Below are 15,953 nucleotides of genomic sequence, written 5' to 3' on the forward strand. Positions count from 1 at the left end.
TTATCAAAAATTATGTGATTTTACTTGATTCTCTTCATCACGGGCACTATAATTATGATATAAAGTATCGAATTTGCGGGGTAGGAGGCGTATCAAAATGAAGCGCACAATCATGAAGGCGTTACTTGACTGGAAAATTTCCAAACGCAGAAAGCCGTTAGTGCTGCGCGGTGCAAGACAGGTGGGAAAGACTTGGGTGCTGGAAGAGTTCGGAAGAACATTCAAAGACGGATTTGTGCGGTTTAATTTTGATAAGAACCCGGAATTTGCGCATTTTTTTCAAACCACAAAAGATGTAAGGCGCATTCTGCAAAACCTTGCCATGGCAAGCGGACAGAGGATTACAAAGGATACTCTTATCATTTTTGATGAGATTCAGGCATGTGAGGAAGCGCTGAACAGTCTGAAGTATTTTAAGGAAGACGCGCCGGAGTATTATATTGCAAGTGCCGGGTCCCTGTTGGGCTTACAGCTGAGCGGCGGATTTCCCGTGGGTCAGGTTGATTTTCTTTCAATGGGACCGATGACGTTTACGGAATTTCTCCTTGCCGACGGGGCGGAGAATTTTGCGGAGTATCTTGCTTCTGTAAACGAATTTGTGCCGGTACCGGATGCTTTTTTTACACCGCTGACAGAAATGCTGAAACATTATTTTGTAACGGGCGGCATGCCGGAATCTGTGTTGGCCTGGACTGAGGACAAAGACCCGAGAGAAGTTGACAACGTACTTTCCGGTATCATCTCTTCATATGAAAGTGATTTTGGCAAACACGCGCCAGCGGAAGACGTGCCGAAGATCCGTTATATCTGGCAATCACTTCCTTCCCAGCTGGCAAGGGAAAACAAAAAGTTTCTGTATAGCGTTGTAAAACCGGGCGCCCGGGCGCGGGAGTATGAGAATGCATTAAACTGGCTACGGGACGCAGATGTAGTAAGCAAAGTCTTCCGTATCAGCAAACCCGGTCTGCCTCTTTCGGCTTATGATGATCTGAACGCATTTAAAGTTTATGCAGTTGATGTAGGCATTCTCCGCCGCCTTTCGTATCTGCCTGTCACTGCGTTTGCAGAGAATAACCGCCTGTTTACGGAATTTAAAGGCGCATTGACTGAGAACTATGTACATCAGTCACTGAAGCGCGGTTTTGAGGTCGCGCCCCGTTATTGGACGGACGCATCACATGAAGTTGATTTTATCGTACAACGTGAGAGTGATATCATCCCGGTTGAGGCAAAAGCCGGTGAGAGTGTGACGTCGACGAGTCTGAAACGGTATGCAAAGAATTATGGGGAACAAACGCCGTTGATGGTCCGGCTTTCCATGAGAAACCTGAATTATGATGGAAAAATTTTAAATATTCCGCTGTTTATGGCTGATGAACTGGACCGGTTGATTAGAATAGCCATGCTGCAGCACAGTGTATAATGTCGATTTACACTTAATTCATAGACAACATCCTGCTTTTGCGCTATAATAAATTGGTTATATGTGTACAAAATTTTCTTCATTATATTATTGATAAAAAAACGGAGGACACGCCTGTGTTAGATTTTTCAACGTTAATGTTCCGTGCTCCGGCGCTTTTGATCGCGCTGACTATTCACGAATACGCCCATGCCTGCGTTTCCGACAGCCTGGGGGATCCCACTCCCGGCCTGCAGGGAAGGCTGACCCTGAACCCGCTGGCCCATCTGGATATCGTGGGTACCCTGATGCTGGTGCTGTGCGGCTTCGGCTGGGCAAAACCGGTGGAGATCGATCCCCGGTATTATAAGGATTACCGTTCCGGACAGCTGAAGGTTTCCGCTGCCGGTCCGCTGGCCAACTTGTTCCTGTGCTTCGTGGCGGTTCTGATTATGACGGCCCGGGGCAGTCTGGGCATGTCCAGCAACATGGTGAATCAGTTCCTGTACTGGCTCATGCTGTATAATGTCTGGTTTGCGTTCTTCAACCTGATCCCAATCCCGCCGCTGGACGGTTCCAAGATTCTGGAGACCTTTATGGACTACGAAACAGCGTACAAATTTGAACGCTTTGTAGGGCAGTACGGTTTTATCGTCCTGGTCCTCATCGTGTACAGCGGTATCTCCAATATGATTATCGGACCCCTGGCGTCCTGGTACCTGAAGATCTGTTACGGGATTGCGAGCATACTGTTTTAGGAGATCCCCCTATGGCTGATCCGGTGGTCCGGGTCCTGGATTTTGAAGGGCCTCTGGACCTGTTGATACATTTAATTGAAAAGAATAAGATGGATATCTACGATATCCCTATAGTTTCCATCACTGACCAATACATTTCCTATCTGCATTCCTTTACGGAAACGGATCTGGAAGCGGCCAGCCAGTTTCTGGTGATGGCCTCCCTGCTGCTGCAGATCAAGTCCCGCATGCTGCTGCCTAAGACAGAGCTGGAGGACGAGGATGAAGCGGACCCCCGGGATATGCTGGTACAGATGCTGTTGGAATACCGCTGCATCAAGGCGGTGGCCAAACAGCTGGAGACGATGAAACAGACGGCGGCCCGGCAGCATACCCGCAGGCCGTATTTTGCCGACAGCAAACTGCGGAACCTGCATTATTATCCGGTGAGCGAGCTGTTGCTGGCCCTGGCAGGCCTGTCCGGTTCGCTGCGGCGGCAGATTGCGGTGGTGGACCGGCAGGAATATGACGTAGGCGCCAAGATGCAGGAGATTGTGAAGCTGCTGGAAAATTATCCCGAAGGCATCGAGTTCGAGAAGGCCTTTGTTAAATCGGGCAGTTCCGGCGAGATGGTGGCGTCGTTTCTGGCAGTGCTTGAACTGCTTCGGTTACAGGTGGTGCGCATCAGCCAGAGCATGGCCTTTGCGCCGATCTACATATTTTTACGTACCGTCCACGAGCCGGTACTGATAGGAGGGGAACCGGATGCAGCAGGATAATATGGGCCGGCTGGAAGCGCTGCTCTTTGCGGCGGGGGAACCTCTCGGCGTGCCGCAGCTGGCGGAACTTTTGGGATTGAACAAACCGCAGACCTGGGAGCTTCTGGGCCTGCTTCAGGAAGAATATAAATCGGAAAAACGGGGACTGGAACTGCGGGAAGTGGCGGAAGGCTGGCAGCTTTGCACCAAGGCCTGCCATCACGAGATGATCCTGCAGCTGGCCGGCACCCAGGAACTGAAGCTGTCCAACGCGGCTATGGAGACCCTGGCGATCATCGCGTACCGCCAGCCTGTGACACGGACCGAAATGGAAGCGATCCGCGGGGTCAGTGTGGACGGCGTGGTAAACACGCTGCTGGAATGGGAACTGATCGCGGAGGCCGGGCGCAAGGACACGGCGGGCCGTCCGATTTTGTACAAAACCACCGACCGGTTTCTGGAGGTGTTCGGCCTGAAGGCGTTGAAAGACCTGCCTGCCATGCCGGACATCCTGGCGGAGGACGCGGCGAAACATCCCCAGCAGTTGTCGCTGCTGGAAATGGATGAGGCAGGAAATGCCGGCTCAATGCCCGGCGCGGAAACTGATGCGGAGACCGATGCGGTTCCCGCTGCTGAGACCGATACGCCCAGTGCGGATTAAAATTCACTGTTGAGCGAAGAGAATATAAAAGAGGATAAATAACCCATGGAAGAGAGATTACAGAAAGTGCTGGCTGCGGCCGGCGTGGCTTCCCGCCGGGAAGCGGAAGAATATATTACGGCCGGGCGCGTAAAGGTGAACGGCAAGGTAGTGAAAGAACTGGGCACCAAGGTTGGGCCCAACGCGTTCATCACGGTAGACGGGCATCCCGTGCACCGGGAACGCAAGACGTACTTGCTGTTTTACAAGCCCCGGGGCGTGGTGACTACCATGAAAGACCCGGAAGGCCGCAAATCCATTGCGGATTTTGTCAAGGATATTCCCCAGCGCGTATATCCGGTAGGGCGGCTGGATTACAATACGGAAGGCCTGCTGCTTCTCACCAACGACGGAGAGCTGGCCCAAGCCATGACCCATCCCAGCCATGAGGTGAATAAGACCTATGAAGTGACGGTGCCCGGCATCGTGCCCCAGGACAAGCTGGACCTGCTGCGCATCGGCGTGAAGCTGGAAGACGGCATGACCGCCCCTGCCCTGGTAAACCTGATGGGCTATGATTATGATAAGAACCTGACCCGTTTTACGGTGACGATCCATGAGGGACGCAACCGCCAGGTGCGCCGGATGTGTGATTACATCGGCTTCCCGGTGCGGTATCTGCGGCGCGTGATGATGGGTCCTTTGACCCTGACCGGGCTGCGGCGGGGCGACTGCCGCGAGCTGTTCAATGAAGAAATTGAAGAACTGCGGGCGGCCTGCGGTTTGAAACGGGATCCGGAAAAGAAAGTCAAACCGGCAGCAGAAGCGAAACCGGAAGGGCGAAAGCCCGCAAGGCCACGTATTAAATCGGAAGAAAAACCGGTTAAACGAGAGCAAAGCGGTAAGCCGAAACGTATAAAGAAGGTATAATATGCCAGATATTGTTGTAATCGGCGGCGGGGCGGCCGGCCTCATGGCAGGCATCACTGCCGCGCAGCAGGGCGCTTCCGTCGTAGTGCTGGAGCGCATGAAAGAGCCGGGCAAAAAGATGATGATCACAGGCAAGGGCCGGTGTAACTTCACCAATGCCTGTCCGGTGGAGGAATTCATTCCCAACCTGCCGGGCAACGGCAAGTTCCTTTTCAGCGCGCTGCAGCAGTTTTCCAATGAAGATTTGCTGCGTTTCTTTCACGAGCGCGGTCTGGAGACCGTTGCGGAACGGGGCGGCCGTGTTTTTCCCGCTTCCGGGAAAGCGAAAGATGTGATCGAAGTCCTGACGGCTGCGCTGCAACAGGCAGGCGGCCGTCTGGTGACCGGCGTGCAGGTTTCCGGCTTTGTCGTAAAGCCCGGCCAGGTGACCGGTGTCCGCTACCGTAATGTGGAAAACGACGGGCGCAGGGAAGGGCAGGACTTTCGCAGCAATACCAAAGGGAAGGTGAAGCTGGGACCGGAACACACCCTGGACGCAGGGGCGGTGATCGTCTGCACCGGGGGAGCCTCCTATCCCGGAACCGGCTCGGACGGAAACTTCGTGCCGGTGCTGGAGAAACTGGGAATATCCGTGGAACCCCTGCTTCCGGCGCTGGTTCCGCTGGAACCGGAAGAAGGTTTTATCGAAGACCTGGAAGGACTTTCCCTTAAGAATGTAGAAGCTTCCGTGCTGGCGGACGGCAAGGTCGCTGCAAAAGAATTCGGCGAGCTGCAGTTTATACGGGGCGGCATCGCCGGACCCATCTGCCTCACCATGAGCCGGAAAGTAGCGCGGCTGGAACACTACAACCAGCCGGAACTGGAACTTTCCATCGACCTGAAACCGGCTTTGTCCGAAGACAAGCTGGACGCCAGGCTCATGCGGGACTTTCAGGAATTCAGCAAACTGCGGCTGGCCGAAGTCCTGCGCAAGCTGCTGCCCCAGCCTCTGGTAGCGCCGGTTCTGGATGCGGCGTTTCTCGACGGCAGCAAACCGGTAATCCAGATTTCCAAAGAGGAACGCCTGGCCCTCGTACAGGCCGTGAAGCATTTTACCATTCCCATTGTGGGAACAAGACCCTTGCGGGAAGCCATCGTCACAGCCGGCGGCATCGCGCTGAAAGAGATTGATCCCAAAACCATGAAAGCCAAACGCATTGGCGGACTCTGGTTTGCCGGCGAAGTCATGGACGTAGACGGTTACACCGGCGGCTTCAACCTGCAGGCCGCCTTCAGCAGCGGCTATGTTGCAGGACTACATGCGTCGCAAATGGTTTTGAATAATAAATAAGTTTTTATTATAACAATTGGTAAGGGAAAGGAATGAGCAAAACATCGTGAGTCTTTGCGTAATTTCATGAGATGAAATGTGCCGTTGTGGCGAGACTGTCTGAGGGCGAAGCCCGAGTTTCGAAGCCACAGGCACATGAGTCCATGAAATAGCAAAGAGGAACGGTTTTGCGAATCCTTTTACTTACAATTAATATATCAAAAAGGTGATTTACTATGAAAAAAGGATTTGTACTCGCCATCGACGGCCCTGCAGGCGCAGGCAAAAGCACCATCGCCAAACTGGCAGCCGGCAAACTCGGTTTTGCCTACATTGATACAGGCGCCATGTACCGCGCGGTAACCTGGAAACTCCTGCAGACAGGAGAACCCTTTTCCCCGGAACTGGCCGGCAAACTGGCCAATGAGATCCGCATCACCTTCCGTCCGGAGAATGCCATCAACCGCGTCTTCGTAGACGGAACGGAAGTAACGGACGCCATCCGCACCGCCGAAGTGACCGGACTGGTTTCCAAAGTAGCCGCCGTGCCGGAAGTCCGTACCGCCATGGTAGACCAGCAGCGCCGCATGGGCGCCGAAGGGGGCATCGTCATGGACGGCCGTGACATCGGCACCGTCGTATTCCCCGATGCCCAGTGCAAAATCTTCCTTACCGCAACCGTAGAAGAACGGGCCCGCCGCCGCGGACTCGAGCTGGAAGCCAAAGGGGAGAAAGTAGACTACAAAAAACTGCAGGAAGACATCGCCTTCCGCGACAAACAGGACAGCGAGCGGGAAGTATCCCCCCTGCGCCAGGCGGAAGACGCCATTTATCTGGACACATCTGCCATGAACATCGAACAGGTGACAGATAAAGTATTAGAATTGGTAAAAGAAAAGCAGTAATATTAATTAATGGTAATAATGCGAAGTCTTTTCCTGACAGCATTGTTTCATAAAGGATTTTAACAATGACCTTATACGACTTCTGTTATCTGACCTGGCCTCCGCTCTTCAAACTCTTTCTCCGCCTGGAAATCTACGGCAGGGAAAACATACCGGAAGAAGGCCCCGTGGTCATCGCCAGCAACCATCTGAGCCTGCTGGACCCGCCCGTACTGGGCGCGTCGGCTACCCGGAAAGTGCATTTCATGGCGAAATCAGAGCTGTTCAAACCGGCCTGGTTCGGCGCCCTGATCCGCAAACTGGGGGCCTTTCCCGTAAAACGGGGCGAGATGGACCGGGAAGCCATCAAGACCGGGCTGACGCTTCTGAAAGAAAATAAAGTGCTGGCCGTATTCCCGGAAGGCACCCGCAGCAAAACCGGGGAGCTGGGCCGGGCCGGCGGCGGCGCTTTCATGATGGGCATCAAACGGAAGGCGCAGATCGTTCCCGCTTATATATACGGTACAGACTTCAGCAGGCATAAGGGCTGGCCCAAAGTGCGGGTCATCTTCGGCAAACCCATGGAATACGATCCCAATATGGGGACCGGGCGGGAAAGTCTGGACGAACTGGGCGCCCGCTGGCGGGAAGAAGTATTGATTTTAAGGAAGGCGGTGGCGTTGGAAGATGAAAGTCATAGTAGCTGATCCCTGCGGTTTCTGCTACGGCGTAAAACGGGCCGTGGAGATCGCGGAGGGCGCTGTGAACAGCCTGCCTGCCGCAACCCTGGGACCCCTGATCCACAATCCCCAGTTTACGGAAGAACTGGCGGCCAAAGGGGTAGGCTGTAAAGACTCCCTGGACGATTTTGCGCCGGGTGAAACGGTCATTTTCCGTTCCCACGGGGTGGGTCCGGAAATATATGAGCAGGCAATTGAAAAAAAATTGAAAATTTTAGATGCCACCTGTCCTAATGTAAAAACCAGTCAACGCAAGGCACGGCAGGCATTTGAGGATGGTTACCTGCCGATTATCGTGGGAGAAAAAAATCATCCGGAAGTAAAAAGCATATTGGCATTTGCAGGAAATAATGCTATAATAATTGAACGCAAAGAAGATATTGGCGAAGTGCCTTTTGTTTCCAAATATTGCGTCATTATCCAGACTACATTTGAACTGGCGAAATTTGAGGAAATACTGCAGGCGCTGCAGGCTGCAAGGCCCGGCGAATACCGGGTGGAGCGGACGATCTGCCTGGCCACCAGACAGCGGCAGGAAGCCGCGGCAAAGCTGGCTGTCGAGGTAGATGCCTTTATCGTAATAGGCGGCAGGAACAGTGCCAACACCAGGCACCTGACCGAGCTGGTAAGCGCCCTCTGCCCCCGGTGCTTCCAGATTGAAACCGCCGGAGAACTTTCCCCGGAAATGTTCCAGGGGTGCAGAAAAGCAGGTATCTCGGCCGGAGCATCCACTCCGGAACGTATAATTAAGGAGGCTGTCAAAGCGATGGAAAACATGGAAATCAACAAAGTAGAGGGTAACGAATTTGAGGCCATGCTCGATGAAAGCATGGAAGGCTACGGTGTACACCCTGGCAAACTCGTTACCGGCAAAGTAATTCAGGTAGATAAAGAAGGCGTTTATATTTCTTTTGGCTATAGACGTGAAGGGTTGATCGCCTGGGCTGACTGGGCCGCGGACGCTAACCCGGACGAACTGGTTAACACCGTTAAAGTTGGGGATGAAGTGGAAGCGGTCGTAGTACCGGGCTCCACTTCCGAAGATTTTATCCGCCTGTCCAAGATCCGCGCGGAAAAAGAAGCTGCCTGGAAGACTGTTGAACCGCTGGCGGAAGGCGAAAAACGCCCGGCTACCGTTACGGTGCTGCGCGTGATTAAAGCCCGCGGCCGCGACAAAGATTCCGATAAACCGAAACAGGTCGTAGGTCTGGCCGTTGCGGTGGAAGGCGTGGAAGGCTTTATGCCTGCTTCCCACGTAGAACTGCGTCACATTGACGACTTTACCCCGTATGTTGGTAAAGAACTGGAAGCTGAAATCATCGAAGTAAACGCGGAAAAGAAACGCATCGTCGTTTCCCGCCGCGACCTGCTGAAGGCTGAAAAAGCCCAGAAGCATCAGGAATGGCTGGCGAACCGGGAAGCCCGTATCGCCGCTGCCCGTGAAGCCCGCGCTGCCCGCGAAGCTGCTGCTTACGAAGAAATCGTGGAAGGCGAGACTTACGAAGGCAAGGTTGTAAAAGTTGCCGAATTCGGTCTGTTCGTAGAAGTAATTGAAGGTCTGGTAGGCCTGGTCCACAACACCGAATTGTCCTATGACCGCAGCGTGAAAGCGGAAGACGTTGCCAAGGAAGGCGACATGGTAAAAGTATTTGTCAAGAAAGTTGACAAAGAAAACCACCGCGTTTCCCTGTCCATCAAAGCTACCCAGGAAGATCCGTGGGTTGCTGCTGCTGCCGGATTCCAGGTAGGCGACACGGTAGAAGGCACCGTAGAACGTTTCCTGCCCTTTGGCGCGCTGGTACGCCTGAATGATAAAGTAGAAGGCATGATCCATGTTTCCGAACTGGCTGACACCCGCGTGGAAAAACCGGAAGACGTGCTGAAGATCGGTCAGGTCGTTACCCCGATGATCATTAAGATCGACCAGGCAAAACGCAAGATCGGCCTGTCCCTGACCCGCGCTAAGAAAGACGAAGAAAAAGCGGAAATGAAAGCTTATATGGATGGCAATACTGAAGATAACTTCTCCAATAATGCTATGGCTGAACAGCTGGAAGGTCTCAAGAAATAATACCGCATTACAGAGGACGGAGTTTATTCCGTCCTCTTTTTTGGTTTTGTGGCATGTTGTTTAAAACCGTGGCTGCAGCACGGTTTTAAATGATTTGCGATTGATAGTGTATTTGTTGATGAATTGCGAAAAGCTGCAGTAGTTTTATTTGTTCAGAGGATCTTGTATGACACGGGAGCAACGTAAGTTAGATCATATCCGTTACGCAATGGAATCAGGCGACGGGAACCGGCGAACCGGGCTGGAAGATATCCAGTTCCTGCATAATTGTCTGACCCCTGTGGATCCGGACAAAGTGGATATCAGCACAAGGATTGGCAGCCTGAAACTGCCGGTGCCGGTGTTTATGGATGCCATTACCGGCGGCGCCCCGGAGGTAAAGGAAATTAACCGCAGGCTGGCGGCGGTGGCCAGAGACGCCGGTGCAGCCATGGCTGTCGGTTCCCAGTACGGCGCGGTGAAAGAAGGGAAGCACGCGGACACCTACAGGGTGATCCGGAAGGAGAATCCGGAGGGCATCTTTTTTGCCAATGTGAGCGCCCTTGTATCTCCGGATGAAGCCAGAGCCGCCGTGGATATGATCGCCGCCGATGCGCTGGAGATCCACCTGAACGTGGCCCAGGAGCTGATCATGCCCGAGGGGGACAAAACCTTTTCCCTGATTCTTGAGAACCTGTCCCGTCTGCAGGACTGTGTGCCGGTTCCCGTAATCATCAAGGAGACCGGCTGCGGCATGGCGGCGGAACAGATCCGGGAACTGCAGGCAAGGGGCTTTACCTGTTTCAATGTGGCGGGCTGCGGCGGTACCAGCTTCGCGGCGATTGAAGCAGCCCGGGGCAAAGTAAAGCGCTATGAGAAGTTTGCGGACTGGGGGATCCCCACGGCCTGGAGCCTCATCGATGCAGCCCATACGGCGCGGCCCTGGGACACAGTGATCGCTTCCGGCGGCATCCGCAGCGGCTGGCAGGCGGCGCAGGCTATTGCATTGGGCGCTGACGCAGTGGGCATGAGTGGCAACATCCTGGCTGTGCTGCTGCAACAGGGGGAAGAGGCAGCTGTTGCATATCTGCAGGATGTGATTGCCGACCTGAAGGACATCATGGTGCTGACGGGCAGCCGTACTGTCCGTGAACTGCAGCAGGTACCGCTGATTTTTACCGGGGACACCCTGGCCTTTATCCAAAGCCGGGGATATGAGCCGCAGTTCAGACGGAAGCGCTGAGAGAGAAAACTAGTAAACAGAAAGGACGACACAGATTGGAAAACAAAAGCACGTGGGAAAAGTATTCTGCCGCGCAGGTTAAGGCCTGCCATGAATTCTGCAAGGGTTATCTGGATTTCCTCAGCAACGGCAAAACCGAGCGGGAATGTGTGGAAATCATCCTTGATGAAATGAAAGCTGCCGGTTACAAAGACCTGGACGGGCTGATTGGCCAGGGTAAAAAGCTGAAGGCCGGGGATAAGGTGTACCGCATCAATATGAAAAAGGGCATCGCCATGTTCAATATCGGCAAAGAGCCCATTGAGAACGGCATGAATATTTTAGGGGCTCACATCGATTCCCCCCGCATGGATGTGAAGCAGAACCCGTTGTATGAAGACGGCGGTTTCGCCCTGCTGGATACCCATTACTACGGCGGCATCAAAAAGTACCAGTGGGTGACGATCCCTCTGGCGATCCACGGCGTCATCGTGAAAAAGGACGGTACTGTGGTGAAGGTGGCTGTAGGCGAGAAGCCGGAAGATCCGGTGTTCTTCGTTTCCGATCTGCTGATCCATCTGGCCCAGGAGCAGATGACGAAAAAAGCGGCCACGGTAGTGGAAGGGGAAGCCCTGGATGTGATTGTGGGCAACCAGCCCATCAAGGTGGGACGTAACGCGAAGGAAGAGGACAAAAAGTCTGCCGGCAAGGAAGCCGTGAAGAAAGGCGTGCTGGCGATCCTGAAGAAGCAGTTCGGCGTGGAAGAAGAAGATTTCCTGTCCGCGGAGCTGGAAGTGGTGCCTGCAGGCCGCGCGAGGGAAGCCGGCTTTGACCGGAGCATGGTGCTTTCCTACGGGCAGGATGACCGGGTCTGCGCGTACGGTTCCTACAAGGCTATGCTGGATGTGACAGACGTGAGCCGTACCACCTGCTGCCTGCTGGTAGACAAGGAAGAAATCGGCAGCGTAGGCGCCACCGGCATGCAGAGTCTGTTCTTTGAGAACACCGTGGCGGAATTGCTGGAATTGCTGGGAGAGGGTACGACCCTGGCTTTGCGGCGGACGCTGGCTAACAGCACCATGCTGTCCAGCGACGTGAGCAGTGCCTTTGATCCGCTGTACGCCTCTGCCTTCGACAAGAAGAACGTAGCATACTTTGGCAAGGGCCTGGTGCTGAATAAGTTCACAGGCGCCCGGGGAAAATCCGGTTCCAACGATGCCAACGCGGAGTACATTGCTCACATCCGCAGCATCTTTGCCAGAGAAAAGATCAACTTCCAGATGTCTGAGCTGGGCAAGGTTGACCTGGGCGGCGGCGGTACTATTGCCTACATTATGGCGCTGTACGGTATGAACGTCATCGACAGCGGCGTGCCGGTACTGAGCATGCACGCTCCCTGGGAAGCAACCAGCAAAGCAGATATTTACGAAGCAAGACGGGGCTATGAAGCCTTCCTGAAACTGGCGAAAAGACTTTGATGCTGTCGCAAAGACAGATGTAAGCGCAAAACGGGCTGAAACGCCCTTTCAAAATTAACGGAAAGAGTGTGACGATATGGCTAAAGGAAAACGCTTTTATAAAAAGAACACCAATGCGCCTGCAGGACAGGACGCGCCGGAACAGAATGCTGCTGCCGGCGGGGAAAATGTAAATAAGAAGTATGAAGGAAAACCCAATGGCGGCCAGGGTGGCAAACCAGGTCAGGGAACTGCAGGCAAGCCCGGCGGCAAACCGCCCCGTAAGTTCCGGAAGAACAACTGGGACGGCAATAAAGAACATAACGCAGGCGGTAAGGACGCTGACCGGGAAAGCAACGCGGCACGGGGCAACCGGCCGGAAGGCAAAGGTGATGCTCCGGCAAACCGTGGCGGCAACAGACCGGGCAACCGTCCCTTCAGAGCGCGCTTTGAAAACCGGAAGCCCCAGATGGCAGGCAGACTGCTGGTAGCGTATTATTCCTGGTCCGGCGTAACGGAAAAGGCGGCCCAGAAGATTGCTTCCGTGGCGAAAGGCAATACTTACCGCATCCTGCCGGTGAAAGCTTATCCGTCCATGTACGGCCTGTGCGTGGCCAAGGCAGGCATGGAAAAAGCATCCGGCGCCCGTCCGGAGCTGAAAGGCTCCCTGCCGGACTGCAGCCGCTATGAGAAGATTGCCATCGGCTTCCCCATCTGGTGGTTCAGCTGCCCCAACATTATTCATTCATTCCTGGAAAAAGTGAATCTGGAAGGGAAGAAGGTATATCCTTTCTGCACCAGCAAGACCAGCGGTCCCAAAAGCAGCGCGGACGCTATCCGCAGCACCGTCCCCAAGGCGGATGTAAAGGACTGCCTGGATGCCAACAAGCTTGACTCCATGACTGACGAAGACATTAAAAAGTGGCTGGAGATGTAAAATAGCGTTAAAGGGTAATAATGAAAAGAGTGAAACGAAATCTGTTTTCCAAAAACAAACTTACCGCGTTAACGGCTGCAGTCCTGCTTGGACTGTACGGTACTTCTGCAACAGTCGCGGCGGAAGCGGCCCCGGTCATTGTGTCCGGAGGCGGCCGTGATGTGTTTGAGGTACGTTATTTGACAATCACAGATAAAAATAAAGAGGCTGCCGGAGTTCTTTTTTGGGATTTTGCGAATCCTGATGCAAAAAAAGCAAAACCTTACAACCATCCGTCACAGACACAGGACGGTATTTTAAAAGGGGTGCAGTACTGGGCGGATATTCTGGGCGCCAAAACCAGAAATGCCCTGCCGGCGCGTATTTTTGTCAGAGGCCGGGCGCAGCATCAAAATGCGGACGCCGCTTCTGTCTCGGTAGACCGGGGGGAACCAAGCCTGGCCCAGTATTGGCGTACATCCCTGCAACAGGGGAAAGAAGTGGACCGCATTGATGATTTTACCAGACTGAAGATTGTAGGTTCAGATGATGATGAATCTATCATTTACAAAGGGAAAAAGCTGGATAATGCTGCCTATGCAATAATCACAGCGGGACAGTTTATGGGTGCGAAACGCAGTGGGGCTGCAGATGGCTGGTGGACTAAGTCCGGGAATGTGCTGGCGGACAATGAGCAGGCAGCAAACCTGACAGCCACCATGCGGCATGAAATGGCCCATGCACTTGGCTTTACGAGCCAAACCATTGCGGTTCTGGATGCCAGCGGGGAGGAAATGGAAGATAAGGATGGCCTTCCGCTTCTCAAATTCCCGGATTCCCTAACTGAACCAAATGCCTGGATTTATCATTTGCGGGATCAGAATCTGAATCCTGCGGCAAAAGAAAAACTAATCATTTCTTCCCGTGAATTTGCCAGACGGAAGAAAAAGGACGCGTCCCTGTCGGAAGCGGATTTTTTCATTATCGATAAGAAGAAAACAGACGTGCCGCGATCCACAAAAGCCTACTTTGTCGGCGATAAAGTGAGTGAGGTGCTGGACGGGAAACGGTTTGACGGTGTGGACGGCCTGCCTGTCACGGGCTGGGAAGGAAGTAATCTGGACCTGGCCCATCTGGAAACCGGCGGGCTGATGAGTCACGCTGATTACCGGAACTACACAGTTTTTACCGAAGTGGAACTGGCGGCCATGCAGGATATAGGCTATCAGTTTGACCGTAAGGCCTATTATGGAAGATCGGTTTATAATGACGGGCTGACCCTTACCAATACCCGGGGCTATTCGGCCAGGAACGCGGCAGGGACTGCCTACATTGCCGGAAAATACAGTGAAGTTCCCTACGGTATAGGACTTCATGTGTTCGGTTCCCGGAATAACGTTACCCAGGCAGCGGATATCCTGACAAAAGGGTTTGGCGCTGCAGGCATACGTATTGACGGTTCGGAGAATACTGTTACCCTTGCTCGGAAATATAAAGTTCATGCAGACGGCACAAATGGGATCGGCGCCCTGATCAGTTATGGCCGGAACCAGACGTTAAACCAGGAAGGGACCATTACGGCGGATGGAAAAGGCGGCAACGGGGTGCAGTTTGACTTTGGCAGTAATATGCTGGGGGCAGACAATGAATACAGGGGGTCGTTTATCCGGTTTACCCGTGATGTGGATGCAAAAGACGGAAGTATAACAAGTTCCGTCAATAACAGGATAGATAAGACAGTTCCGGAACTGGACGGGCCGATGGTTAAGGAATATAATCTGGCCGGAACCCTGTCTGGAGCTAAAAACGCGATTTATATCGGCAGGAACGCTTTTGTAGAGAATATCAATGTGAAGGATGGTGCTTCCATTCGCGGCAATATTACTTCTGACTGGAGGTATTTCAACACAGACGGCAGCTATGATGAGGTTCCGGGGGAGGAAAGCAGTCAGCCGCTGTGTCTCCAATATAACGGGAGCTACTATACGTATGACTCTTATATTCCCGAATTGGCGACGAACCTGAATTTTGCGGCGACGCTGACGTATAATGGCAACATCTACGGCCCGGACAATATGAAACTGAACGTGGCAGGCGGTACGCTGACCTACGGAGGCAAGGCTGACGTAGTGGGCGTGCGGGTTGCTGAAAATGCCAGCCTGCTTGGCGGCAGTTACAAGGTTCACGACATGACCATGTACACGCCATCGGACGTAGTGTCGCGGTTGGGAGATATCGACAAGGGTAACTTCATAAACAACGGTACCGTCGGCGCCGCATCCGCAGACACGGCAATGAATATCACCGGCAATCTGCTCTCTGACGGCATCTTGCAGGGCGTGGCGGGCGGCAGCGCCGGAACAGTCAGGGTAAGCGGTGATGCCAGCATCGACGGTTCGCAGGTCATCGCTAAAAACTTGCTGCCGGATGAAAAATTTACCGTATTGCAGGCCGGTTCTGTCAGCGGTTCCGTAACGAATACGGAAGACTCGCCGTATAAGTTCGGTATGCTGGATGAAACCGGCGCCGTGGAAGGGAATACGGCGGTAGTGACCGGTAAAGCGGCAAACAATTTGGGAAAAACCGATGCGGTACAGGCAGAAACATACGACGCTATGATGTCCATGTACAACAACCTGACTGCGAAGGGCGACGCCCGCCGCAATGAAATGCGTCCCCTGTTCACCCTGACGCCTGGGGAGACAAAGAAAGCGTTTTCCGCGATTTCTTCCAACGCGTCGCCGAAAAGCATGGCGCTGGCCCAGCGGAGCGTGATGACCCGCCACCTTTTGTCGTCCCGCCTGAACGAAGCGTTTATACCGGAACCGGTGAAGGTAAAACTGCCGGAGGCTAAGTTAGACGGAGGCAGCGGCGGGGGCCCGGAAGTTTCCCTGAAACTGTTGGAACC

The 15,953-nt window shown here is 53.6% G+C and carries 13 protein-coding genes; all 13 read left to right on the forward strand.

Going from position 1 to position 15,953, the window contains the following annotated elements; genetic code table 11:
• The first annotated feature begins 97 nt into the window (after positions 1-97).
• The gene (locus tag BM159_RS07610; protein WP_093913653.1) at positions 98-1,423 is read left to right on the forward strand and encodes an ATP-binding protein; all 1,326 of its coding nucleotides are present in this window, start codon (positions 98-100) and stop codon (positions 1,421-1,423) included.
• A 116-nt stretch (positions 1,424-1,539) separates the two neighbouring features.
• A complete protein-coding gene (locus tag BM159_RS07615) occupies positions 1,540-2,160 on the forward strand; it encodes a site-2 protease family protein (RefSeq protein ID WP_245763675.1) in 621 nt (206 codons plus the stop codon).
• An 11-nt stretch (positions 2,161-2,171) separates the two neighbouring features.
• Positions 2,172-2,918 (forward strand): segregation and condensation protein A, encoded by a 747-nt coding sequence (locus tag BM159_RS07620; RefSeq protein ID WP_093913655.1) that lies wholly within the window; start codon positions 2,172-2,174, stop codon positions 2,916-2,918.
• Positions 2,905-3,558, forward strand: coding sequence for an SMC-Scp complex subunit ScpB (gene scpB / locus BM159_RS07625; protein ID WP_093913656.1), 654 nt, complete (start codon positions 2,905-2,907; stop codon positions 3,556-3,558). The genes BM159_RS07620 and scpB overlap by 14 nt, the downstream gene beginning before the upstream one ends.
• 45 nt (positions 3,559-3,603) lie before the next feature.
• Positions 3,604-4,467, forward strand: a complete 864-nt coding sequence (locus tag BM159_RS07630; RefSeq protein WP_093913657.1) for a pseudouridine synthase — start codon at positions 3,604-3,606, stop codon at positions 4,465-4,467.
• A gap of 1 nt (position 4,468) precedes the next feature.
• Complete coding sequence (locus BM159_RS07635; RefSeq protein ID WP_093913658.1) at positions 4,469-5,797, forward strand: BaiN/RdsA family NAD(P)/FAD-dependent oxidoreductase; 1,329 nt, start codon at positions 4,469-4,471, stop codon at positions 5,795-5,797.
• 215 nt (positions 5,798-6,012) lie between these two features.
• Positions 6,013-6,681, forward strand: a complete 669-nt coding sequence (gene cmk / locus BM159_RS07640) for a (d)CMP kinase (RefSeq protein WP_093913659.1) — start codon at positions 6,013-6,015, stop codon at positions 6,679-6,681.
• A 65-nt stretch (positions 6,682-6,746) separates the two neighbouring features.
• Complete coding sequence (locus BM159_RS07645) at positions 6,747-7,367, forward strand: lysophospholipid acyltransferase family protein (protein ID WP_093913660.1); 621 nt, start codon at positions 6,747-6,749, stop codon at positions 7,365-7,367.
• A complete protein-coding gene (gene ispH / locus BM159_RS07650) occupies positions 7,348-9,471 on the forward strand; it encodes a 4-hydroxy-3-methylbut-2-enyl diphosphate reductase (protein ID WP_093913661.1) in 2,124 nt (707 codons plus the stop codon). The genes BM159_RS07645 and ispH overlap by 20 nt, the downstream gene beginning before the upstream one ends.
• A gap of 166 nt (positions 9,472-9,637) precedes the next feature.
• Positions 9,638-10,693: a type 2 isopentenyl-diphosphate Delta-isomerase gene (fni, locus tag BM159_RS07655; RefSeq protein WP_093913662.1), complete on the forward strand. Its 1,056-nt coding sequence runs from the start codon at positions 9,638-9,640 to the stop codon at positions 10,691-10,693.
• A gap of 35 nt (positions 10,694-10,728) precedes the next feature.
• Positions 10,729-12,150 carry an aminopeptidase gene (locus BM159_RS07660; protein WP_093913663.1) on the forward strand — a complete coding sequence of 474 codons (1,422 nt, stop codon included), beginning with the start codon at positions 10,729-10,731 and terminating at the stop codon, positions 12,148-12,150.
• Positions 12,151-12,226: 76 nt separating this feature from the next.
• On the forward strand, positions 12,227-13,066 hold the full coding sequence (locus BM159_RS07665; protein ID WP_093913664.1) for a flavodoxin: 840 nt from the start codon (positions 12,227-12,229) through the stop codon (positions 13,064-13,066).
• A 29-nt stretch (positions 13,067-13,095) separates the two neighbouring features.
• On the forward strand, positions 13,096-15,953 hold a 2,858-nt coding region (locus BM159_RS07670), incomplete at its 3' end, for an autotransporter outer membrane beta-barrel domain-containing protein (RefSeq protein WP_177205960.1).

It is taken from the genome of Succiniclasticum ruminis DSM 9236, assembly GCF_900112895.1.
Lineage (GTDB): Bacteria > Bacillota > Negativicutes > Acidaminococcales > Acidaminococcaceae > Succiniclasticum > Succiniclasticum ruminis.

Bases quoted from the DNA above. Each gene is read 5' to 3' on its own strand.
- BM159_RS07620 (WP_093913655.1), top strand. From the start codon at position 2,172: ATGGCTGATCCGGTGGTCCGGGTCCTGGATTTTGAAGGGCCTCTGGAC.
- BM159_RS07645 (WP_093913660.1), top strand. From the start codon at position 6,747: ATGACCTTATACGACTTCTGTTATCTGACCTGGCCTCCGCTCTTCAAA.
- BM159_RS07665 (WP_093913664.1), top strand. From the start codon at position 12,227: ATGGCTAAAGGAAAACGCTTTTATAAAAAGAACACCAATGCGCCTGCA.
- ispH (WP_093913661.1), top strand. From the start codon at position 7,348: ATGAAAGTCATAGTAGCTGATCCCTGCGGTTTCTGCTACGGCGTAAAA.
- BM159_RS07610 (WP_093913653.1), top strand. From the start codon at position 98: ATGAAGCGCACAATCATGAAGGCGTTACTTGACTGGAAAATTTCCAAA.
- fni (WP_093913662.1), top strand. From the start codon at position 9,638: ATGACACGGGAGCAACGTAAGTTAGATCATATCCGTTACGCAATGGAA.
- BM159_RS07630 (WP_093913657.1), top strand. From the start codon at position 3,604: ATGGAAGAGAGATTACAGAAAGTGCTGGCTGCGGCCGGCGTGGCTTCC.
- BM159_RS07635 (WP_093913658.1), top strand. From the start codon at position 4,469: ATGCCAGATATTGTTGTAATCGGCGGCGGGGCGGCCGGCCTCATGGCA.
- scpB (WP_093913656.1), top strand. From the start codon at position 2,905: ATGCAGCAGGATAATATGGGCCGGCTGGAAGCGCTGCTCTTTGCGGCG.
- cmk (WP_093913659.1), top strand. From the start codon at position 6,013: ATGAAAAAAGGATTTGTACTCGCCATCGACGGCCCTGCAGGCGCAGGC.